This is a genomic window from Yersinia proxima (genome assembly GCF_902170785.1).
Classification (GTDB): domain Bacteria; phylum Pseudomonadota; class Gammaproteobacteria; order Enterobacterales; family Enterobacteriaceae; genus Yersinia; species Yersinia proxima.
On record NZ_CABHYG010000019.1, the window covers coordinates 1 to 23148 of the forward strand.

Genomic DNA, 23148 nt, shown 5'->3' on the forward strand with positions numbered 1-23148 from the left:
TTCTCTGTTCTCTTTGCCGGTCACTTAACTACTTGATTCGTTGTGTGCCGTCTCGATGGATGCGCATTATAGGGAGTTCTCAGCCGCCCGCAACCGCTAATTTCAATAAAAATGACTGTTTGCTGCATTCCACAGCAAAACCCCGCCTTATACCCTGTTGTGCACAAACTTATCCACAGATTGAAACTGTTCTCAAAATTGACGAGCATCACGCAATCGTTTTCGCTACAATTCCCCGCGTCGAAAAAGAGTGACCTCGCGGGCAAAATATCGATGACATGACGTGGTTTTTATAAAATGAGGCAATACCGCCCGCGATAAAGCGTATTTTGATGCTGTAGAGAGGTCGGTCTCACATGAAAGTTGCCACTGGCTGGCATTTCTCGCTATTGGGATGTTATCTGAATCTGTTTTTCTCCTTATATAGATAGAAGAGATTCACGTAACGCTCTATTGATTGATTGCGAAGAACAACTGCGACTCCAAAGCCAAGGGATAAAACCATGCAACAACGCCGCCCAATCCGCCGTGCTCTGCTCAGTGTGTCTGACAAAGCTGGTATCATCGAATTCGCCACTGCACTTTCACAACGTGGTATCGAGTTACTTTCCACCGGCGGCACTGCCCGCCTGCTGGCTGATGCAGGTCTGCCTGTCACCGAAGTGTCTGACTACACCGGTTTCCCGGAAATGATGGACGGACGCGTTAAGACTTTGCATCCCAAAGTACATGGCGGCATTTTAGGCCGTCGCGGCCAGGATGATGGAATCATGGCTCAACATGATATTCAGCCAATCGATATTGTAGTCGTTAATTTATATCCCTTTGCCCAAACCGTGGCCCGCCCGGATTGTTCATTGGAAGACGCCGTTGAGAATATCGACATCGGTGGCCCAACCATGGTGCGCTCTGCGGCCAAGAATCATAAAGATGTCGCCATTGTCGTTAAGAGCAGCGACTACCCAGCAATTATTGCCGAGCTGGACGAGAATGATGGTTCATTGACGTACCCAACCCGTTTCAACCTGGCGATCAAAGCCTTCGAACATACAGCTGCCTACGACAGCATGATTGCCAACTACTTCGGCGCATTGGTGCCACCTTATTATGGTGATACCGAGCAACCATCTGGCCGTTTCCCTCGCACCCTGAATCTTAACTATATAAAGAAACAGGATATGCGTTACGGTGAGAACAGCCACCAGCAAGCCGCCTTCTATATAGAAGAAGATGTGAAAGAAGCATCAGTGGCCACCGCACAGCAATTACAAGGCAAGGCCCTCTCTTATAACAATATTGCTGATACCGATGCTGCACTTGAATGTGTGAAAGAGTTTAGCGAACCGGCTTGTGTGATCGTCAAACATGCCAACCCCTGTGGCGTGGCAATTGCTGACTCTCTGCTGGCCGCCTATGACAAAGCCTATAAAACTGACCCAACGTCAGCTTTCGGTGGCATCATCGCCTTCAACCGCGAGTTGGATGCCGAAACGGCCAGCGCCATTATCAGCCGTCAATTTGTTGAAGTGATTATTGCCCCATCTGTCAGTGCTGAATCTTTAGCGCTGTTAGCCGCAAAACAAAATGTCCGTGTACTGACTTGTGGCCAGTGGCAAGAACGTTCTGCCGGCCTGGACTTCAAACGTGTCAATGGTGGCTTGTTAGTGCAAGACCGCGATTTGGGCATGGTGACTGAGGCGGATTTACGTGTGGTATCCAAACGCCAGCCGACCGAGCAAGAGCTGCGTGATGCGCTGTTCTGCTGGAAAGTCGCCAAGTTCGTTAAATCTAATGCCATTGTTTATGCGCGCGACAATATGACTATCGGCATAGGTGCTGGCCAGATGAGCCGAGTGTATTCAGCCAAAATAGCCGGTATCAAAGCGGCAGATGAAGGTTTAGAAGTAGCAGGATCTGCCATGGCTTCTGATGCTTTCTTCCCATTCCGCGACGGTATTGATGCGGCAGCAGCTGTCGGGATCACCTGCGTCATCCAACCGGGTGGTTCTATTCGTGACGATGAAGTCATTGCTGCAGCTGATGAGCACGGTATTGCCATGATTTTTACCGACATGCGCCATTTCCGCCATTAATTAACCCGCTTAACGGAGTCATCAGATGAATATTTTGATTATTGGCAATGGCGGGCGCGAGCATGCGCTTGGCTGGAAAGCAGCACAGTCACCTTTAGCAGATAAGATCTATGTCGCGCCGGGTAATGCTGGCACGGCTCTGGAACCCAGACTAGAAAATGTCGATATCGCCGCCACCGACATTGCCGGTTTACTGGCATTTGCGCAAAGCCACGACATTGGCCTGACTATCGTCGGCCCAGAAGCCCCGTTAGTGATCGGTGTGGTCGATGCTTTTCGCGAGGCGGGTCTGGCTATTTTTGGCCCGACGCAAGCCGCAGCTCAATTGGAAGGTTCTAAGGCTTTCACCAAAGATTTCCTGGCCCGCCATAATATTCCTACCGCGTTTTACCAGAACTTTACCGAGGTAGAACCGGCGTTAGCTTATGTGCGCAAAATTGGTGCGCCAATCGTGATTAAAGCTGATGGACTGGCTGCCGGTAAAGGTGTAATTGTCGCGATGACGCTGGAAGAGGCAGAAACCGCAGTTCATGACATGCTGGCTGGCAATGCGTTTGGTGATGCCGGTCACCGTATCGTGGTGGAAGAGTTTCTCGATGGTGAAGAAGCCAGCTTTATTGTGATGGTTGATGGCGAAAACGTGTTACCGATGGCCACCAGCCAGGATCATAAGCGCGTTGGTGATGGTGATACCGGCCCGAATACCGGCGGCATGGGCGCTTATTCTCCGGCACCAGTTGTCACGGATGAAGTCCATCAGCGAGTCATGGATCAGGTTATCTGGCCCACCGTGCGTGGTATGGCAGCAGAAGGCAATGTTTACACCGGTTTTCTTTATGCGGGTTTGATGATCTCCGCCGATGGGCAACCAAAGGTTATCGAATTCAACTGCCGTTTTGGTGACCCGGAAACCCAACCCATCATGTTGCGTATGCGCTCAGATTTGGTTGAACTATGTTTAGCTGGCACACAAGGCCAGTTGAACGAGAAAACTTCTGACTGGGATGATCGCCCGTCACTGGGTGTGGTTCTGGCCGCAGGTGGCTATCCAGCGGATTACCGTCAGGGTGATATCATTCATGGGCTACCACAGCAGGAAGTAGCTGATGGCAAAGTATTCCATGCTGGAACCAAGCTAGACAGCAATAATAATGTCGTGACCAGTGGTGGACGCGTGTTGTGTGTGACGGCGCTCGGAGCTACGGTTGCACAGGCACAGCAACATGCTTATAAGCTCGCTGAGAAGATTCAGTGGGAAGGTATGTTCTGTCGTAAGGACATTGGCTATCGGGCGATTGCCCGAGAAAAATAATTGCTCGCGGTAAACAAGTATTAAGTCTTTCAAGGGGGTACCGTTTGTTGTGCCCCTTTTCTTATAAACTGCCTGATTTAGGCTCCCAACGACAAAAATCCTGATTAGCTACCAATAGCAATTGCTGTCCTTCCGATGAATCCAGCCACGCGACACCCAATGGTTCTGCGCTATTCGCGCCCCGTTTACTCAACCATGCTTGCGAATTGTCATCAAGATTCAGCCGCAACTTTTTCCCAGCACAGGTTGTCACGATGCCATCTTGCCAACGCCCCTGAATTAACTGAACGTTACCGGCACGCAGCGCGCTGCTCAGTTCCAGGATTCGTTTAGCTTCCAATTGATAAACCGCAATATTATCAACCGAGAGTTGCTCGCGCCGAGTTGCCAGTTGGCGTTGCATAAAGCTGACCTGCCCTTGCTCATCAAAACGTAGCTCGACACTTTGTGGGTCATCACCCAGATCATTACGCCGGATTTCCCACAATACGCCATTTTGATATTCATAGAAGGTCACACGAGTATTCCCCCCGGAGTAGGGGCTATAAACGCTCATCAGCACTTGCGGCTGCTGTTGTGCATTATCCTGACGCCATAAACGCACTACACCGCTGTCGGCGATATAACCGCTGGCACTGAATTGAGGGGAGCCGGACTGACTGCTACAGGCGCTGAGACCAAAGGCTAGACCGAGGGTCATCAGCACCCGCTGCATAAACAAAAGGGGCTTTGCCACCCCCCCGTTTATTATTTTCACTGACACACTATTAAGATTTAACAGCGTCTTTCAATGCCTTACCAGAAACAAACGCTGGCACATTAGCTGCAGCAATTTTGATTTCTTTACCGGTTTGTGGGTTGCGGCCAGTGCGCTCATTACGATGGTTTACTTTGAAAGTACCAAAACCAACCAATTGTACTGCATCACCCTCTTTCAGAGATTCGGTAATTGCAGCCAGTGTGGATTCCAAAGCCGCTTTTGCTTGAGCTTTAGAAAGGTCCGCTTTGTCCGCGATTACGTCAATCAGTTGAGTCTTATTCATAAGTTATCCTTACAGTGTGTTTATCGTTTGCAAAGCATCGAGTGCGACGGATATGCCGATTGACAGCACTCTCCTGCATACACGCACCGATAGCCACTTTTTTTCGCCCCCCAAATGTAGAACAGACAGGGGGCAGATGTGAAGCCTTAAGACGTGACAAATCAGGCGTTAAATCACGTTTTCTTGCCTTATTGCGTTAAATTTATGCCAATGTTGCTAACAGCCGCTTCCCGTAGGTCAGAACGTAACCCTTTAATCAGATCCAGGTCGCGCTCTTCGCAGCCAGCTAACAGGCGGAAAATCTCCCATTGGATATCCCATTCTTCTTCAATCGCGGGCAAGATTTTCAGTTCTTCATCGGTCATTTCTTTGCCAGCCAATGTCATTTCCAGCATCGCAACGGTACGGATTGACGTTTCGCTAATAGCGATAGCATGTTCTAACGTTTCACCACTCAAACGCGAATGAATAGCTTCACTTAAAGCAATACAGGCATCGATAGCGGGGTAAACACCGTAGATAGCATAGTCATCGGCGGAAGGTATTGCCTCTTCCAGCTTCTCTAATTGGCTATCAAAATTAACCTTAGCGTCTTTTACCACCAATGTTTCCCAGATAAGATCCAGAATACGTCGGTAAACAGCTGGATCACCAAACCCGGTTTCCAGGCAAAATTGCTGATAGTTGGGATACATCCGCTCGCACAGGCAAGCCATGAAAGTCAGGTGTTGCCAACTTTCCAGCTTTTCGAGACGTAGATGAATCGGATTACGTATCATTATGAGTTCTCATTATTCATTATCTGCGCGGCAGTGTACCCGAAATTAAATCATATCCCTATGCTTGCCAAGCAAATCAGGATTTTTCCGCACCCACCGCTGAAATTGCGGGCGGTTTGACGCGATAGCATCGGCCCAACGTGTCGGCTCCGGCAAACGGTAACCCGCCATGCAATGCTGAACCCACTCTAATGCACTGCCAATACTCACCCGGTGGCCGGGCGAAATAAATAGCGGATTACAACGGTTTTTGCTGCGCCATACCCAACCTAGCTGCTCATCGGCATCAACCAAAGGCTGCAATGCGCCGTTATCGCTGCCCAGCGGCTCAAAATGCCCGCACAAACGGCTTTTGGCAACACCAATAGTCGGGATATCAACCAACAAACCAAAATGGCTGGCAACCCCTAAACGGCGGGGATGCGCTATCCCCTGCCCATCAACAAAAACCAGTTGAGGCCGTTGTTGTAACTGCGTCCAAGCGGCTAATAATGCAGGACATTCACGAAAAGAGAGTAAACCGGGGATATACGGCAGTGAAGTTGCCACGCGGGCAACCTGATATTCTACCAATTCGAGTGAGGGGTAACGTAAAACGGCAATCGCAGCACGGGTCACTTCCCCCTGCTGCTCAAAACCAACATCTGCTCCCGCGATAAAGCGTACTGACTCACTTGCGATATCATCTTGAAGGCTAATTTCAGATGCGCGTTGCAGCTGTTCTGCCCGTAACGCTTTGGTATCTACCATTTAATAATACGCTCTCCCCATTAATTACTTTTGGTGATAAGGCTTTGATAACGCATGTACCGCTTTAACAAAAGCACCCGCATGTTCTGGTGGGACATCCTGATGGATACCGTGGCCCAGATTAAATACATGCCCTTCACCCTGACCAAAACCGGCCAGAATTGTACTGACTTCTTCCTCGATACGCGCAGCGGGCGCATAAAGAATGGAAGGGTCCATATTGCCTTGTAGAGCAACTTTGTCACCTACCCGTCGGCGCGCATCGGCAATATCCGTGGTCCAATCCAGTCCCAAAGCATCACAGCCGGTGGCGGCCATCGCTTCCAACCATTGTCCGCCGCCTTTGGTGAACAAGGTCACAGGAACCCGACGCCCGTCGTTTTCGCGGATCAAGCCGTCAACGATTTTATGCATGTAATTCAAAGAGAATTCTGCATAATCACGTCCGGTAAGTACCCCGCCCCAGGTATCGAAGATCATCACAGATTGCGCGCCAGCTTTGATTTGAGCATTGAGATACAAAATGACACTGTCAGCCAATTTATCCAGCAACAGATGCAACGTTTGCGGCTCGGCATACATCATTTTTTTCAATTTGGTGAAGGCCTTGCTGCTGCCGCCTTCAACCATATAAGTCGCCAATGTCCATGGGCTGCCGGAGAAGCCAATTAATGGCACCGCACCGGCCAACTCACGGCGGATGGTTCTCACCGCATTCATGACATAACCCAATTCCTGCTCAGGATCGGGAATAGGGAGCTTTTCAACATCTGCACGACAGGTAATTGGAGATTGAAAACGCGGGCCTTCGCCGGTTTCAAAGTACAACCCCAACCCCATAGCATCAGGAATGGTCAGAATGTCGGAAAACAGAATCGCGGCATCCAGCGGATAACGACGCAACGGCTGCATCGTCACTTCACAGGCCAATTCAGCATTTTTGCACAGCGACATAAAATCCCCGGCAATCGCACGGGTGGCTTTATACTCAGGCAAATAGCGACCGGCCTGGCGCATCATCCACACCGGAGTGACATCTACTGGCTGGCGTAGCAAAGCACGCAGATAGCGATCGTTTTTCAACTCATTCATGATAAAGCTCCCTTGATTATCTGCACGCATTGTAGCATGCCGGATGATACTTTCCTGTGGCGGCTAAAGGCGGTTTTTTAGCTATTCTCCACCGTCGAACTGCTCTTCGCGACATAATACGACGGTATCTTCAATCAGCCGACGTGCCACGGTGCCTGGTGGTGGCAACAATGGCAATTGATCATAGCGATACCAACCGGCATTCAGCAGCTCTTTAGGATCGTGTCGCAGCTCACCGCTGTCATATTCCGCCATAAATGCCATCATCAGTGAGTGCGGGAATGGCCACGGCTGCGATGTCACGTAGCGCAAGTTCTTAATGTGGATATTACTTTCTTCCAGCACTTCGCGGGATACCGCCTGTTCCAACGTCTCCCCCACTTCAACAAACCCGGCTAACACCGTGTTAATACCACCACGATGGCGAACATGTTGTGCCAATAAAATCTCATCACCGCGGCGAATGGCAACAATCACGCACGGGGCAATTTGTGGGTAATAACGTTCACGGCAGTGATTGCACAGACAAGCCCACTCGGTACGACTGGCATGCATTTGATGCCCACAATAGCCACAATAGCGGTGAGAGCGGTAAAACTCGGCTAATTGCACGCCACGGCCCGCTAATTGGAACAAACCGCGATCGACATCCAACAATTGCCGCACTGATCCCATATCCGTAGACATCATCTGGCGAATAAGCCAAACCGCCTGCCCTTGCCATTCACCAATCTGTCTTGCGGTCGCGCCCTGTAATGACCAATTAGCTGCATTACCTTGTGGTAACTCCCCTTTTGGTAACCATAATTTGTTTTCATGGCTGACAATCCACCAGCCACTTTCTTTACCTGTAAGTTGTAGTTCCATATCGTTGTTGCACAACCTCGACTTCACTGGCAATCTAGAATCCGGCTTGTTACATTTTTGTAACCCATTATTACTTCACGGAGTCGATCTCATGCTTAACCGACTAGAAAGCCTGACTCAACGCGTTGGCGGCAGTAATGAATTAATTGATCAATGGCTTCATGCACGTAAAGAACTTTTAGTCTCGTATTGCACAGTGATCGGTATTAAGCCACAAAAAGGAAAGCATACCCCGCTTAATGAAAAAGCGCTGGAGAACTTTTGCCATAATCTGGTGGATTATCTCTCCTCCGGACACTTCCATATCTACGACAGAATTATCAAACAGGTAGAAGGTGCGTCCAGCCCGAAAATGGCTCTGACGACCAAAGTTTATCCCGCTTTAAAAAATAACACCCAAACTATCATGGCATTCCATGATCGTTATACAAACATTGAGATCGATGACGATAGCTGCACCGAGTTTCAACAAGCTCTGTCCGATATCGGTGAAGCGCTTGATGCTCGTTTTCGGCTGGAAGATCAGCTTATTCAATGGGCTGCAGAGTCATGGCAAGCTGCTCAGTCAGTGGATCAAGCAGGGCAAGTAAAATAGCCCACTGATCAGCATGGGCTTGTAGTTTTAATGCAACCTCGTATAGTAAGGACTCTTGTCGGAGTGCCTAGCACCTGTTTTCTTACGAAAGCAAACGCAGGCTGAGACCGTTAATTCGGGATCCGCGGAACCTGATCGGGTTAATACCCGCGAAGGGAACAAGAGTAATTTATCGCTACAGGCTCGGCATTCCCCTTACAGGTGGCTGCCGGTCACTGGCCAACATCGTTACTCCCGCCAAGCTCCAGACAAGCAATTTTCCCTATAAACCACATTGGCTCTATAACCACATTGGTAGGAATTGCTATGTCTAATAATACAATTTTTAATCATACAACCGCTAAAGATTCATCACGTCCACGCCACTCTATTCCACGCCAATCCATTTCACGTAAACAGCAACGTGAACAAGCCCAGGCGTTTATTGATACCTTGCAAGGTGTCACTTTCCCCAACTCACAACGTATTTATCTGCAAGGCTCGCGGCCCGATATTCAAGTGCCAATGCGCGAGATCCAACTCAGCCCAACATTGATCGGCGGCGGAAAAGACGATCCTCGCTATGAAGATAACGAAGCCATTCCGGTGTATGACACCTCCGGCCCTTATGGCGACCCCAGCGCTAAACTGGATGTCCACGCTGGTTTGCCCAAATTACGCGATAGCTGGATAGCCGATCGTCAGGATACCGCGGCACTGACTGCCGTTAGCTCTGGTTTTACCCAACAACGTTTGGCTGATGAAGGTTTGGATCATTTGCGTTTTGAGCATCTTCCCCGCCCGAAGAAAGCCGTCGAAGGCAAATGTGTTACTCAATTACATTACGCACGCCAAGGGATCATCACCCCAGAAATGGAATTTATCGCGCTGCGAGAAAGTATGGGGCGTGAACGTATTCGCGGCGAAGTCTTGCGCCAGCAGCATCCGGGGCAAGCATTTGGTGCGCAGCTGCCCGACAATATCACCGCAGAATTTGTCCGACAGGAAGTTGCTGCGGGGCGGGCCATCATTCCTGCAAATATTAACCACCCCGAATCTGAACCAATGATTATTGGTCGTAACTTTTTAGTGAAAGTAAACGCCAACATCGGTAACTCTGCTGTGACCTCTTCCATTGAGGAAGAAGTGGAAAAACTGGTGTGGTCTACCCGCTGGGGTGCTGACACCGTGATGGACTTGTCCACTGGCCGCTATATTCATGAAACCCGTGAATGGATACTGCGTAATAGCCCGGTTCCTATTGGCACTGTCCCTATCTATCAAGCGCTGGAAAAAGTGAATGGAGTGGCAGAAAACCTGACGTGGGAAATGTTCCGTGACACCTTGCTAGAGCAGGCTGAACAAGGTGTCGATTACTTCACCATTCATGCTGGCGTACTGCTGCGCTATGTGCCGATGACCGCCAAACGGCTGACCGGTATTGTCTCTCGTGGCGGGTCGATTATGGCGAAATGGTGCCTTTCTCATCATCAGGAAAACTTCCTGTACCAGCATTTCCGCGAAATTTGCCAGATTTGTGCCGCCTATGATGTTTCATTATCACTTGGTGATGGCCTGCGCCCTGGTTCTATCCAGGATGCCAATGATGAAGCCCAGTTTGCTGAACTGCATACCTTGGGAGAATTGACCAAAATTGCCTGGGAATATGATGTGCAGGTGATGATAGAAGGCCCTGGGCATGTGCCAATGCAGATGATTCGCCGCAATATGACCGAAGAGTTGGAGCATTGCCACGAAGCACCATTTTATACCTTAGGCCCGTTGACCACGGATATTGCCCCCGGCTATGACCATTTCACCTCCGGTATCGGTGCGGCTATGATTGGCTGGTTCGGTTGTGCCATGCTGTGTTACGTCACCCCCAAAGAGCATCTTGGGCTTCCCAATAAAGAAGATGTAAAACAGGGTCTTATCACCTATAAAATCGCAGCCCATGCCGCTGATCTGGCCAAAGGCCATCCCGGCGCGCAGATCCGCGACAACGCCATGTCGAAAGCTCGCTTTGAATTCCGCTGGGAAGATCAGTTCAATTTGGCCCTCGATCCTGAAACCGCACGGGCCTATCACGATGAAACCCTGCCACAAGAATCCGGCAAAGTCGCTCACTTTTGCTCTATGTGTGGGCCGAAGTTCTGTTCGATGAAGATTTCGCAAGAAGTGAGAGATTATGCAGCCAGGCAAGAACAGGCCGCTGCTCAACCCATTGAAGTACTGCAATCGGGTATGGATCAGATGTCAGCTGAGTTCCGCTCTCGTGGCAGTGAGTTGTATATCAGTAAATCACATCTCAGCCCGGCGAACCTGAAAGCGGAGGCTGATAATGAAACCATCTGATACACCACTCTTCTCAGCCCGGAAGGGCTTTCCGCCGACCGCACCGCGCCTTGGCCTGTATCCGGTCGTCGATTCTGTGCTATGGATAGAACGCCTGCTGGCGGCGGGGGTAACCACTATCCAATTACGTATCAAGGATTTAGATGATGCTCAGGTAGAACAGGATATTGTCGCAGCAATTGAATTGGGCAAACGCTATCGAGCACGCTTATTTATTAATGATTACTGGCGGCTGGCGATTAAGCATGGCGCTTACGGTGTGCATCTGGGACAGGAAGATTTGGAGACCACTGATTTGGCCGCCATACAACAAGCCGGATTGCGGCTCGGGGTATCTACCCACGATGAGCACGAACTGGCGATAGCTAAAGCTGTGCGGCCTTCTTACATTGCAATGGGTCATATCTTCCCGACCCAAACCAAGCAAATGCCATCATCCCCTCAGGGGCTGGCGGTACTCAAGCAGATGGTGGAAAACACGCCGGACTACCCCACCGTCGCTATCGGTGGCATCAGTATTGAGCGAGTCCCCGCCGTATTGGCAACCGGCGTGGGCAGTGTGGCTGTCGTTAGCGCCATTACTCAAGCAGAGGATTGGCAACAAGCCACGGCACAATTACTACGTCTGATTGAGAGTAAGGAGCTGAGCGATGCTAAACGAGCATGAGCTGAGTGACAGTGAATTTTTGCGCTACAGCCGCCAGTTGTTGCTGGAGGATATTGGCCCGGAGGGCCAATTGAAGCTGAAAAGTGCCCGCGTGTTGATCATCGGTCTGGGTGGCCTTGGCTCCCCTGCCGCACTCTATTTGGCGGCCGCTGGTATCGGCAAATTATTACTGGCTGATGATGACCAATTGGATCTGACCAATTTACAGCGCCAAATCCTGTACCGTACCGCCGATATCAACCAAACCTCTGCCAGCAACCAAACTAAAGTGCGGTTAGCCCAGCGTCATTTGCTAAATCTTAATCCGCTGGTTGAGATTGTCACCTTCGATACCCGGCTGGCAGATGCGGCATTGGCTGATGCGGTGGCGAACACTGATTTGGTACTCGATTGCAGTGACAACATGGAAACCCGCCATCAGGTGAACGCCGCCTGTATCACAGCACAAAAACCCTTAATCAGCGGCAGTGCTGTGGGGTTTAGCGGACAACTACTGGTGATTGAACCGCCTTTTTCCCACGGTTGCTACGCCTGCCTTTATCCTGATAAAGAACTGCCGCAGCGCAACTGCCGTACATCTGGTGTTTTGGGGCCGGTGGTCGGCGTTATCGGCACCTTACAAGCGCTGGAAGCCATCAAAATGTTGGCTGGTCTTCCGTCAGCATTGAGCGGGAAGTTGCGCTTATTCGATGGCAAGCAGCAAAGCTGGAGCACCTTGCAACTGACGCAAGCAAAGCATTGCCCTGTCTGTGGAGGCTCACAGTGAACAGTGATCATATGAACATTGTGCTTAATGATCAGCCACTTGAGGTGGAATGCACCATAACCGTTGAAAAGTTGCTCCAACAACTGAACCGCCACCAGCCGGGAACCGCGCTGGCGGTCAATCAGGTCATCATTCCGCGAACTGACTGGGAAGAGTATCAGTTGCACGAGGGTGACAACATTTTGCTATTCCAAGCCATTGCCGGAGGCTGACATGCTGAAGATCGCCGATACCACTTTTACCTCACGTTTATTTACCGGTACGGGCAAATTTGCCACGGCTGAATTGATGCTGGAAGCACTACGCGCCTCCGGTTCACAACTGATCACCATGGCAATGAAGCGGGTGGATCTCCAGGCCGGTAATGATGCCATTCTTGCGCCATTGCGCCAGCTAGGCGTGCGCTTACTGCCTAATACATCTGGAGCAAAAACTGCGCAAGAAGCTATTTTCGCCGCGCGTCTGGCACGTGAAGCACTAGGAACCCATTGGGTAAAACTGGAAATTCATCCGGATGTGAAGTATTTGCTGCCCGATCCAATAGAAACCCTGAAAGCCGCCGAAATACTGGTGAAAGAGGGATTTGTGGTTCTGCCTTACTGCGGCGCAGACCCGGTATTGTGTAAACGACTGGAAGAAGTCGGCTGTGCTGCCGTCATGCCATTGGGGGCACCTATTGGATCAAATTTGGGATTACGCACTCGCGATTTTCTGCAAATTATTATCGAACAGGCCAAAGTGCCAGTGGTAGTTGATGCCGGTATTGGTGCGCCAAGCCATGCACTTGAAGCTATAGAACTAGGCGCTGATGCTGTTCTCGTGAATACCGCGATTGCGGTTGCTCGCTCACCGGTACAAATGGCTCATGCATTTCGCTTAGCGATGGAGTCTGGCGAATTGGCGCGCCAGGCAGGGCTTGGTAACCAACAATTTGATAGGGCAATAGCCACCAGCCCACTGACCGGTTTTCTTAGCCAGCTTGAGGAAGAAAATCATGTCTGAAGAGTTCAGCCAGCGCTGGCAACAATTGAATTGGGATGATATTTCTCTGCGCATTAACAGTAAAACCACCGCAGATGTTGAGCGAGCTATTCACGCGGTAAAACCCAGTCGTGAAGATCTCATGGCATTGATTTCACCTGCGGCTCTGGCTTATCTGGAGCCAATGGCGCAGAAAGCCCAACAGCTGACGCGCCAGCGTTTTGGTAATACCGTCAGTTTTTATGTGCCGCTTTATCTTTCCAATCTGTGCGCTAATGATTGTACTTACTGCGGTTTCTCGATGAGTAATCGCATCAAGCGCAAAACATTGGATGAAACTGAAATCATCCGTGAGTGTGAAGCCATCAAAGCACTGGGTTTCGAACACTTGCTACTGGTCACCGGTGAGCATCAGGCAAAAGTGGGAATGGATTATTTCCGCCGTCATTTTCCAACTATTCGCAATCAATTCAGCTCGCTGATGATGGAAGTTCAACCATTGGCAGAAGAAGAGTATGCAGAACTCAAAACACTGGGATTGGATGGCGTGATGGTTTATCAAGAAACTTATCATCCGGCTACTTATCAGCAACACCATTTGCGCGGCCATAAACAGGATTTTCATTGGCGGCTGGCAACCCCTGATCGCCTGGGACGCGCGGGGATCGATAAGATCGGATTAGGTGCGTTGATTGGCTTGTCGAGCAGTTGGCGCACCGACTGCTACATGCTGGCGGAGCATCTGTTTTATCTGCAACAAACTTATTGGCAGAGTCGCTACTCAATTTCATTCCCACGTTTACGCCCGTGTGCCGGGGGAATTGAGCCCGCTTCTCTGATGAGTGAACCACAATTGCTGCAACTGATTTGCGCTTTCCGCCTGTTTGCGCCGGATGTGGAGCTGTCACTCTCGACTCGTGAATCACCATTCTTCCGCGATAACGTGATTCCGCTGGCGATAAATAATGTCAGTGCGGGGTCGAAAACACAGCCGGGCGGATATGCCGATGATCATCCAGAGCTTGAGCAATTTTCCCCCCATGATAATCGAACGCCGGAGCAGGTGGCTCAAGCACTAACGCTGGCAGGGCTACAACCAGTATGGAAGGATTGGGATCGCCATTTCGGGCGTATATCCCCATAAACTTCGTACTTTCTTTCTGAAGAATAAGCAAAAAAAAACCGCCCCGAAAGGAGCGGTTTTTACGTTGGTGACGAACAAAGAGATTAGTCTTTGCTGTTACCGAAACCGGCGTTGAGCAATTCAGCCAGGTTAGCAGTCGCTTCGTCCGCACTCACTTGCGGAACCACTGGTGCTTCACCCAGAGCTTTACGGCGCATACGATCCTGATGATAAGCGTAACCGGTACCGGCTGGGATCAGACGGCCCACGATAACGTTCTCTTTCAGGCCACGCAGTTCATCACGTTTACCGGCAACTGCCGCTTCAGTAAGAACGCGCGTGGTTTCCTGGAACGAAGCCGCAGAGATGAAGGACTCGGTCGCCAAGGATGCCTTGGTGATACCCAGCAGGTCACGTGTGAACGTAGCCTCGATTTTGCCTTCAGCTGCCAGCTTACGGTTAGCGATTTTAACGCGAGACATTTCTGCCTGCTCGCCTTCCAGGAAGTCGGTGCTACCTGCATCAACGATGGTGCCTTTACGCAGCATCTGACGAACGATAACTTCGATGTGTTTATCGTTAATCTTAACGCCTTGCAGACGGTAAACTTCCTGCACTTCGTTGGTGATGTAACGAGTTACCGCGTGAACGCCACGCAGACGCAGAATGTCGTGTGGAGATTCTGGGCCGTCGGAAACTACGTCACCGCGTTCTACAATTTCACCTTCGAACACGTTGAGCTGACGCCATTTCGGAATCATCTCTTCATATGCATCGCTACCATCCAACGGTGAGATAACCAGACGGCGCTTGCCTTTGGTCTCTTTACCGAACGAGATGATCCCGCTGATTTCAGCCAGGATTGCAGGCTCTTTCGGACGACGTGCTTCGAACAAGTCAGCAACACGTGGCAGACCACCGGTAATATCCTTGGTACCGCTTGATTCCTGAGGAATACGCGCCAGGGTATCACCCGCACCGATCTGAATACCGTCTTCCAGCTGTACAATCGCTTTACCTGGCAGGAAGTATTGAGCAGGCATATCGGTACCTGGGATCAATACGTCGTCGCCTTTGGCATCAACGATTTTCAGTGCCGGACGCAGGTCTTTACCGCTACCGGTACGCTCTGCGCTGTCCAGTACTACCAGAGAAGACAAACCAGTCAGTTCGTCGGTCTGGCGTGTAATGGTCTGGCCGTCAATCATGTCCGCGAAGCGGATGAAACCGCTCACTTCGGTCACAACTGGCATGATGTGCGGATCCCAATTAGCAACGGTTTCGCCGCCCTGGACTTCTGCGCCATCGCCTTTAGCCATTACAGCACCGTAAGGCACTTTGTAGCTTTCTTTAGTACGGCCGAATTCGTCGATCAGTTTCAGCTCGGTATTACGAGAAGTAATAACCAGCTTGCCCGCTGCATTGGTAACGAACTTGACGTTGCTCAGTTTCAAGCTGCCTTTGTTCTTAACCTGAATGCTGGACTCCGCTGCCGCACGAGATGCCGCACCACCGATGTGGAACGTACGCATCGTAAGCTGGGTACCCGGCTCACCGATGGACTGTGCTGCAATAACACCAACCGCTTCACCTTTGTTGATGATGTGACCACGTGCCAGGTCGCGACCATAGCAGTTTGCACACACACCAAAGTCAGTTTCACAGCTTACGACTGAACGAACTTTAACGCTGTCGACGGAGTTTTCTTCTAACAGATCACACCATTTTTCGTCCAACAGGGTGTTACGCGGAACCAGAATATCAGCCGTACCCGGCTTGATAACTTCTTCAGCGGTCACACGACCCAGAACGCGATCGCGCAGTGGTTCTTTAACATCACCACCTTCGATAACCGGGGTCATCACGATACCGTTATGGGTACCACAATCGTCTTCGGTTACGACCAGATCCTGTGCCACGTCAACTAAACGACGGGTCAGGTAACCGGAGTTCGCAGTTTTCAATGCGGTATCCGCCAAACCTTTACGCGCACCGTGGGTTGAGATGAAGTACTGAAGTACGTTCAAACCTTCACGGAAGTTCGCGGTGATTGGCGTTTCAATGATCGAGCCATCTGGCTTAGCCATCAGACCACGCATCCCTGCCAGCTGACGAATCTGTGCAGCAGAACCACGCGCACCGGAGTCGGCCATCATAAAGATGCTGTTGAATGACACTTGCTGTTCGACAACGCCGTCACGGTTGACAACATCTTCTACAGACAAGTTATCCATCATCGCCTTGGCAACACGTTCGTTAGCCGCGGCCCAGATATCGATCACTTTGTTATAACGTTCGCCTGCTGTTACCAGACCGGATTGGAACTGTTCCTGGATCTCGGCAACTTCAGTTTCAGCTTCTTCGATGATCCCTGCTTTCGCTTCTGGGATAACCATGTCATCGATACCTACAGAGGCGCCTGAGCGTGCTGCGTAAGCAAAACCGGTGTACATGATCTGGTCAGCAAAGATAACCGTTGGCTTCAAGCCCAGGATGCGGTAACAGGTGTTCAGCATCTTGGAGATAGCTTTTTTGCCCAGCGGCTGGTTAACGATAGAGTAAGGCAGGCCTTTCGGGACGATCATCCACAAAATAGCACGACCTACAGTCGTATCGATAATGCTGGTACGCGAAGTGCTTTCGCCTTCGGTATTACGAATTTCTTCAGTAATACGGACTTTTACCCGCGCATGCAGAGATGCCAGGCCGGCGCGATAAATACGCTCAGCTTCTTTCGGGCCAGTCAGTACCATGCCTTCGCCTTTGGCGTTAACACAGTCACGGGTCATGTAATACAGACCCAATACAACGTCCTGAGAAGGAACGATGATTGGCTCGCCGTTCGCTGGTGACAGGATGTTGTTGGTAGACATCATCAACGCACGTGCTTCTAACTGAGCTTCCAGTGTCAGCGGTACGTGAACAGCCATTTGGTCACCATCGAAGTCGGCGTTATATGCCGCACAAACCAGTGGGTGCAACTGGATTGCTTTACCTTCGATCAGAACCGGTTCAAACGCCTGGATACCCAAACGGTGAAGGGTTGGTGCACGGTTCAGCAGCACTGGGTGTTCGCGGATAACTTCATCCAGGATATCCCAAACAACCGCTTCTTCACGCTCAACCATCTTCTTGGCGGCTTTAATGGTGGTAGCAAGACCACGCAATTCCAGCTTGCCGTAGATGAACGGTTTGAACAGCTCAAGAGCCATTTTCTTCGGCAGACCGCACTGATGCAGACGCAGGTATGGACCAACGGTAATAACCGAACGGCCTGAGTAGTCAACACGTTTACCCAGCAAGTTCTGACGGAAACGACCTTGCTTACCTTTGATCATGTCAGCCAGTGACTTCAACGGACGCTTGTTAGAGCCGGTAATCGCACGACCGCGACGGCCGTTATCCAGCAATGCATCTACTGCTTCTTGCAGCATACGCTTTTCGTTGCGCACGATGATGTCCGGAGCAGCCAAGTCCAGCAGGCGTTTCAGACGGTTGTTACGGTTGATCACGCGACGATACAAATCGTTCAGATCAGAAGTCGCAAAACGACCGCCATCCAACGGAACCAATGGACGCAGATCTGGCGGCAGCACAGGCAGCACGGTCAGGATCATCCACTCTGGCTTGTTGCCAGACTGTACGAACGCTTCCAGCAACTTGATACGCTTGGTCAGCTTCTTACGCTTGGTTTCAGAATTTGTTTCGTTCAATTCTTCGCGCAGGATCTCGCACTCTGCTTCCAGATCCATGTTTTTCAACAAGGCCTGAATAGCTTCGGCGCCCATTTTCGCGTCGAACTCATCACCAAACTCTTCCAACGCGTCCAGATACTGCTCTTCAGTCAGGATCTGACGACGTTCCAGGTTGGTCATACCGCCTTCAACAACCACATAGGATTCGAAGTACAGTACACGTTCGATGTCACGTAATGGCATATCCAGCAGCAAACCGATGCGGGATGGCAGCGATTTCAGGAACCAGATGTGCGCAGTCGGAGAAGCCAGTTCGATGTGACCCATACGCTCACGGCGTACTTTGGTTTGAGTCACTTCAACGCCGCATTTCTCACAAATAACACCGCGGTGTTTCAAACGCTTGTACTTACCGCACAGGCATTCGTAATCTTTTACTGGGCCAAAGATACGGGCGCAGAAAAGGCCGTCACGTTCTGGTTTGAACGTACGGTAGTTAATGGTTTCCGGCTTTTTAACTTCACCGAATGACCAGGAACGGATCATGTCTGGCGAGGCCAGAGCAATTTTGATCGCATCAAACTCTTCGGTCTTAGTTTGCGCTTTCAGAAACTTTAATAAGTCTTTCACGGATTGGCTCCTGTCGGAGTTAGACCTGATAGGCGCTCAAACCTAAGCATATAAAAACCTAAGTTTGAGCGCCCCTGTGACCAGTGCGAACCACCAGCAAACCCCCGGCTATGAGAGCTTGCCGTCTGGCGAAGAATTACTCTTCTTCCAGCTCGATATTGATGCCCAGCGAGCGGATTTCTTTCAACAATACGTTGAAGGACTCCGGCATGCCTGGTTCCATACGGTGATCGCCATCCACGATGTTTTTGTACATCTTGGTACGGCCGTTTACATCGTCGGACTTGACGGTAAGCATTTCCTGCAATGTGTACGCGGCGCCATAAGCCTCCAACGCCCACACTTCCATCTCACCGAAGCGCTGACCACCGAACTGAGCCTTACCACCCAGCGGCTGCTGAGTAACCAGGCTGTAAGAACCGGTAGAACGCGCATGCATCTTGTCATCAACCAAGTGGTTCAGTTTCAGCATGTACATGTAGCCGACAGTAACCTGACGTTCGAATTGCTCGCCGGTACGGCCGTCAAACAGAGTAATCTGACCAGAAGTTGGCAGGCCACCCAGCTGTAACAGTTCCTTGATTTCTTTCTCTGTCGCACCATCGAAGACTGGTGTTGCGATTGGCATACCTTTTTTCAGGTTCTCAGCCAGACGCAATACTTCATCATCGGTGAAGGTGCTCAGATCAACTTTCTGACAAACGCTATCGCCCAGATCGTAGGCTTTCTGGATGAACTCACGCAGTTTGGCAACTTCTTCCTGCTTCTTCAGCATGGCGTTGATTTTCTCGCCGATGCCTTTCGCTGCCATCCCTAAGTGGGTTTCCAAAATCTGACCGATGTTCATACGCGATGGTACGCCCAGTGGGTTCAGAACGATGTCTACCGGCGTACCGTTTTCATCGTAAGGCATATCTTCGATCGGGTTAATCTTAGAGATAACACCTTTGTTACCGTGACGACCGGCCATCTTGTCACCCGGTTGAATCTGACGTTTAACGGCCAGATACACCTTGACGATCTTCAGCACGCCTGGTGCTAAATCATCACCTTGGGTGATCTTACGACGCTTGGCATCCATCTTCTTCTCGAATTCGGATTTCATTTCGTCGTACTGCTCTGCCAACTGTTCCAGCTGGTTTTGCTTGTCTTCGTCAGTCAGGCCAAGTTCCAGCCAGCGGTCACGTGGTAATTTGCTCAGCTTGTCAGCTTCGATGCCACCAGAAACCAGTACTGCATGGATACGTGCAAACAGGCCAGCTTCCAGGATCTGCAACTCTTCCGTCAGGTCTTTCTTAGCCTGCTTCAGTTGCATCTCTTCGATTTCCAATGCACGTTTGTCTTTTTCTACGCCGTCGCGAGTAAAGACTTGTACATCAATAACCGTACCGGAAACACCGTTTGGTACACGCAGAGAAGAGTCTTTAACATCAGACGCTTTCTCACCGAAGATCGCACGTAACAGCTTCTCTTCTGGCGTCAGTTGGGTTTCACCTTTAGGTGTTACCTTACCAACCAGAATGTCACCACCAGTCACTTCAGCACCGATATACACGATACCGGATTCATCCAGTTTGGAGAGCGCAGCTTCACCCACGTTCGGGATGTCAGCAGTGATCTCTTCTGGCCCCAACTTGGTGTCACGAGACACACATGCCAGTTCCTGAATGTGGATAGTTGTGAAGCGATCTTCTTGCACCACGCGCTCGGAGACCAAGATGGAGTCTTCGAAGTTGTAACCGTTCCAAGGCATGAACGCTACGCGCATGTTCTGACCCAATGCCAGTTCGCCCAGGTCTGTAGATGGGCCATCTGCCAGCACGTCACCGCGCTCGATTGGCTCACCCAAATTCACACACGGCATCTGGTTGATACAGGTGTTCTGGTTAGAACGGGTGTATTTGGTCAGGTTATAAATATCAATACCTGCTTCGCCCGGATACATCTCGTCTTCGTTAACTTTAATCACGATACGGGATGCATCTACGTACTGAACAGTACCGCCACGTTTGGCTACAGAGGTTACCCCTGAGTCAACCGCTACCGCACGTTCCATACCAGTACCTACCAACGGCTTATCAGCACGCAGAGTAGGAACTGCCTGACGTTGCATGTTCGCACCCATCAAGGCGCGGTTGGCGTCATCGTGTTCCAGGAACGGAATCAGAGAAGCACCAACGGACACCACCTGTTGAGTGGAAACGTCCATGTAGTCAACTTGATCGCGGCTGAACAGGCTTGATTCGCCTTTGCTACGACAAGTGACCAAGTCTTCAATGAAGCGGCCATCTTCGTCCAGGTTGGAGTTCGCCTGAGCGATAACGAAGTTGCCTTCTTCAATAGCAGACAGATAGTTAATTTCATCGGTCACCACACCATCGCGCACGCGACGATAAGGAGTTTCCAGGAAACCATACTCGTTGGTCTGTGCGTACACGGACAAGGAGTTGATCAGACCGATGTTTGGACCTTCTGGCGTTTCGATTGGACATACGCGACCGTAGTGAGTCGGGTGTACGTCTCGAACTTCAAAGCCAGCACGTTCACGGGTCAAACCGCCCGGGCCCAATGCAGAGATACGGCGTTTATGCGTAATCTCAGACAACGGGTTGTTCTGGTCCATAAATTGTGACAACTGGCTGGAACCAAAGAACTCTTTCACCGCAGCCGAAATAGGCTTGGCGTTGATCATGTCCTGAGGCATCAGCGTGTCGAGGTCGCCCAGAGACAAACGCTCTTTAACTGCACGCTCAACACGAACCAGACCAACACGGAACTGGTTTTCAGCCATTTCACCAACGGAACGAATACGACGGTTGCCTAAGTGGTCAATATCATCCACTTCGCCTTTACCGTTACGGATATCGATGAGCTTCTTCATCACTTCAGTGATGTCTTCTTTGCTCAGGATACCGGAACCTTCGATCTCGTCGCGCAGCAGTGAACGGTTGAACTTCATCCGGCCAACCGCTGATAAATCATAGCGGTCTTCAGAGAAGAACAGGTTCTCAAACAGGTTTTCAGCTGCTTCACGTGTTGGTGGCTCACCAGGACGCATCATACGGTAGATCTCAACCAAAGCGCTCAGACGATCGCTGGTTGGGTCAACACGCAGGGTCTCGGAGATATAAGCACCGTGATCCAGGTCGTTGGTGAACAGTGTTTCAATTTGCTTGTGACCGGCCTGGCTCAGTTTAGCCAGCAAATCCAGTGACAGCTCCATGTTGGCTGCACAGATAAGCTCACCAGTGTTCTCATCGATGTAGTCTTTAGCGACCACTTTACCGGCAATGTATTCAACCGGAACTTCGATGCGATCAATGCCGTCTTTTTCAAGCTGGCGAATATGACGAGCAGTAATACGACGCGCTTTCTCGACGTAAACTTTGCCATTCGCTTCAATATCAAAGGATGCCGTTTCACCGCGCAGGCGCTCAGGAACCAATTCCATCTGCAGCTTGTTGTCACGAATCTCAAAGACCACTTTTTCAAAGAACAGATCCAGGATCTGTGCAGTGGTGAAATTCAATGCACGCAGAATGATGGTTGCCGGCAACTTACGACGACGGTCAATACGGACAAACAGGTTGTCTTTCGGGTCAAACTCGAAATCTAACCATGAACCGCGGTAAGGGATGATACGTGCGTTATACAGCACTTTACCCGATGAATGGGTTTTACCCTTATCGCTGTCAAAGAATACGCCAGGACTACGATGCAGCTGAGATACGATAACCCTCTCAGTACCATTAATGACAAAGGTACCGTTTTCGGTCATGAGTGGAATTTCACCCATGTAGACTTCTTGTTCTTTGATGTCTTTGACCGTACCTTCCGGGGCTTCGCGCTCATAGATGACCAGGCGCAGTTTTACGCGCAGCGGTGCGGAATAAGTCACACCACGGATCTGGCACTCTTTGACGTCAAATACTGGCTCACCAAGACGGTAGCTAACGTATTGCAGCTCCGAATTGCCGCTGTAGCTCTGGATTGGAAAAACAGAACGGAATGCTGCTTCCAGACCGTACTGCCCTTCAGGATCTTGCTCGATAAATTTCTGGAACGAGTCAAGTTGGATAGAAAGGAGATAAGGTATGTCCAAAACTTGTGGACGTTTACCAAAATCCTTACGAATACGTTTTTTCTCGGTATAGGAGTAAACCATAGGGTTCCTCAGCTCGCTGAAAAGTCGACCCACTCTGTCTGCCCTGAAACCAGGACAGGTCGTGCAACACTATTATTTAGAACGAGAAGTCGAAACACTCCTCGGAATACTCTTTTCTATCACTCTTAAACCATTTCATCGCGTTACTTTAACTACCGAGCTACCCGAGTGGGTCGTAGCTGAGAACGCAGTATATTAAGTCGTCAATAGAAAGGAATATTAGGGGTTAGTTAGCCGCTAAACAGTGTGAAATGCG

The 23148-nt window shown here is 50.4% G+C and carries 17 protein-coding genes and 1 riboswitch; of the genes, 9 read left to right on the top strand and 8 right to left on the bottom strand.

The features are described 5' to 3' along the window. Positions 1-503: 503 nt before the first annotated feature. Together purH and purD are read left to right on the top strand one after the other, a co-directional pair. Positions 504-2093 carry a bifunctional phosphoribosylaminoimidazolecarboxamide formyltransferase/IMP cyclohydrolase gene (purH, locus tag FTB31_RS18850; RefSeq protein WP_050078947.1) on the top strand — a complete coding sequence of 530 codons (1590 nt, stop codon included), beginning with the start codon at positions 504-506 and terminating at the stop codon, positions 2091-2093. Between the two features lie 25 nt (positions 2094-2118). Continuing rightward, positions 2119-3405, top strand: coding sequence for a phosphoribosylamine--glycine ligase (gene purD / locus FTB31_RS18855; protein ID WP_077175648.1), 1287 nt, complete (start codon positions 2119-2121; stop codon positions 3403-3405). 61 nt (positions 3406-3466) lie between these two features. Here purD and FTB31_RS18860 read toward each other — a convergent pair whose 3' ends face one another. From FTB31_RS18860 to nudC, 6 genes are all read right to left on the bottom strand, one after another. After that, a complete protein-coding gene (locus tag FTB31_RS18860; protein ID WP_227731698.1) occupies positions 3467-4120 on the bottom strand; it encodes a DUF1481 domain-containing protein in 654 nt (217 codons plus the stop codon). A gap of 52 nt (positions 4121-4172) precedes the next feature. Continuing rightward, positions 4173-4448 (bottom strand): nucleoid-associated protein HU-alpha, encoded by a 276-nt coding sequence (gene hupA, locus FTB31_RS18865; RefSeq protein WP_005166072.1) that lies wholly within the window; start codon positions 4446-4448, stop codon positions 4173-4175. 188 nt (positions 4449-4636) lie between these two features. Further along, positions 4637-5227, bottom strand: a complete 591-nt coding sequence (locus FTB31_RS18870; RefSeq protein ID WP_227731697.1) for a YjaG family protein — start codon at positions 5225-5227, stop codon at positions 4637-4639. 45 nt (positions 5228-5272) lie between these two features. Next, a complete protein-coding gene (gene nfi, locus FTB31_RS18875; protein ID WP_050078944.1) occupies positions 5273-5977 on the bottom strand; it encodes a deoxyribonuclease V in 705 nt (234 codons plus the stop codon). A gap of 24 nt (positions 5978-6001) precedes the next feature. Then, positions 6002-7069, bottom strand: a complete 1068-nt coding sequence (gene hemE / locus FTB31_RS18880; RefSeq protein WP_077175650.1) for a uroporphyrinogen decarboxylase — start codon at positions 7067-7069, stop codon at positions 6002-6004. 81 nt (positions 7070-7150) lie between these two features. Continuing rightward, on the bottom strand, positions 7151-7936 hold the full coding sequence (gene nudC, locus FTB31_RS18885) for an NAD(+) diphosphatase (protein ID WP_050078943.1): 786 nt from the start codon (positions 7934-7936) through the stop codon (positions 7151-7153). Between the two features lie 91 nt (positions 7937-8027). On the opposite strand from nudC, the gene FTB31_RS18890 reads away from it, so the two are divergent. From FTB31_RS18890 to thiH, 7 genes are all read left to right on the top strand, one after another. Then, positions 8028-8531 carry an Rsd/AlgQ family anti-sigma factor gene (locus FTB31_RS18890; RefSeq protein ID WP_019080245.1) on the top strand — a complete coding sequence of 168 codons (504 nt, stop codon included), beginning with the start codon at positions 8028-8030 and terminating at the stop codon, positions 8529-8531. A 49-nt stretch (positions 8532-8580) separates the two neighbouring features. After that, a riboswitch (TPP riboswitch) is annotated at positions 8581-8706 on the top strand. A gap of 131 nt (positions 8707-8837) precedes the next feature. Next, positions 8838-10865, top strand: a complete 2028-nt coding sequence (gene thiC, locus FTB31_RS18895) for a phosphomethylpyrimidine synthase ThiC (protein WP_227729852.1) — start codon at positions 8838-8840, stop codon at positions 10863-10865. Beyond that, entirely contained in the window at positions 10852-11532 is a 681-nt protein-coding gene (thiE, locus tag FTB31_RS18900; protein WP_077295858.1) for a thiamine phosphate synthase, read from the top strand. Before thiC ends, thiE begins: the two co-directional genes overlap by 14 nt. Then, positions 11516-12298: a HesA/MoeB/ThiF family protein gene (locus tag FTB31_RS18905; protein WP_077175643.1), complete on the top strand. Its 783-nt coding sequence runs from the start codon at positions 11516-11518 to the stop codon at positions 12296-12298. Before thiE ends, FTB31_RS18905 begins: the two co-directional genes overlap by 17 nt. 11 nt (positions 12299-12309) lie before the next feature. After that, positions 12310-12510: a sulfur carrier protein ThiS gene (gene thiS, locus FTB31_RS18910; RefSeq protein WP_400189464.1), complete on the top strand. Its 201-nt coding sequence runs from the start codon at positions 12310-12312 to the stop codon at positions 12508-12510. A 1-nt stretch (position 12511) separates the two neighbouring features. Then, positions 12512-13300 carry a thiazole synthase gene (locus tag FTB31_RS18915; protein ID WP_227720521.1) on the top strand — a complete coding sequence of 263 codons (789 nt, stop codon included), beginning with the start codon at positions 12512-12514 and terminating at the stop codon, positions 13298-13300. Next, positions 13293-14423, top strand: coding sequence for a 2-iminoacetate synthase ThiH (gene thiH / locus FTB31_RS18920; RefSeq protein ID WP_227720520.1), 1131 nt, complete (start codon positions 13293-13295; stop codon positions 14421-14423). Before FTB31_RS18915 ends, thiH begins: the two co-directional genes overlap by 8 nt. 83 nt (positions 14424-14506) lie before the next feature. On the opposite strand, the gene rpoC is transcribed toward thiH, so the two are convergent. Together rpoC and rpoB are read right to left on the bottom strand one after the other, a co-directional pair. Further along, positions 14507-18727, bottom strand: coding sequence for a DNA-directed RNA polymerase subunit beta' (gene rpoC / locus FTB31_RS18925; RefSeq protein WP_227720519.1), 4221 nt, complete (start codon positions 18725-18727; stop codon positions 14507-14509). A 136-nt stretch (positions 18728-18863) separates the two neighbouring features. Continuing rightward, the gene (gene rpoB / locus FTB31_RS18930; RefSeq protein ID WP_005175701.1) at positions 18864-22892 is read right to left on the bottom strand and encodes a DNA-directed RNA polymerase subunit beta; all 4029 of its coding nucleotides are present in this window, start codon (positions 22890-22892) and stop codon (positions 18864-18866) included. Positions 22893-23148: the final 256 nt, after the last annotated feature.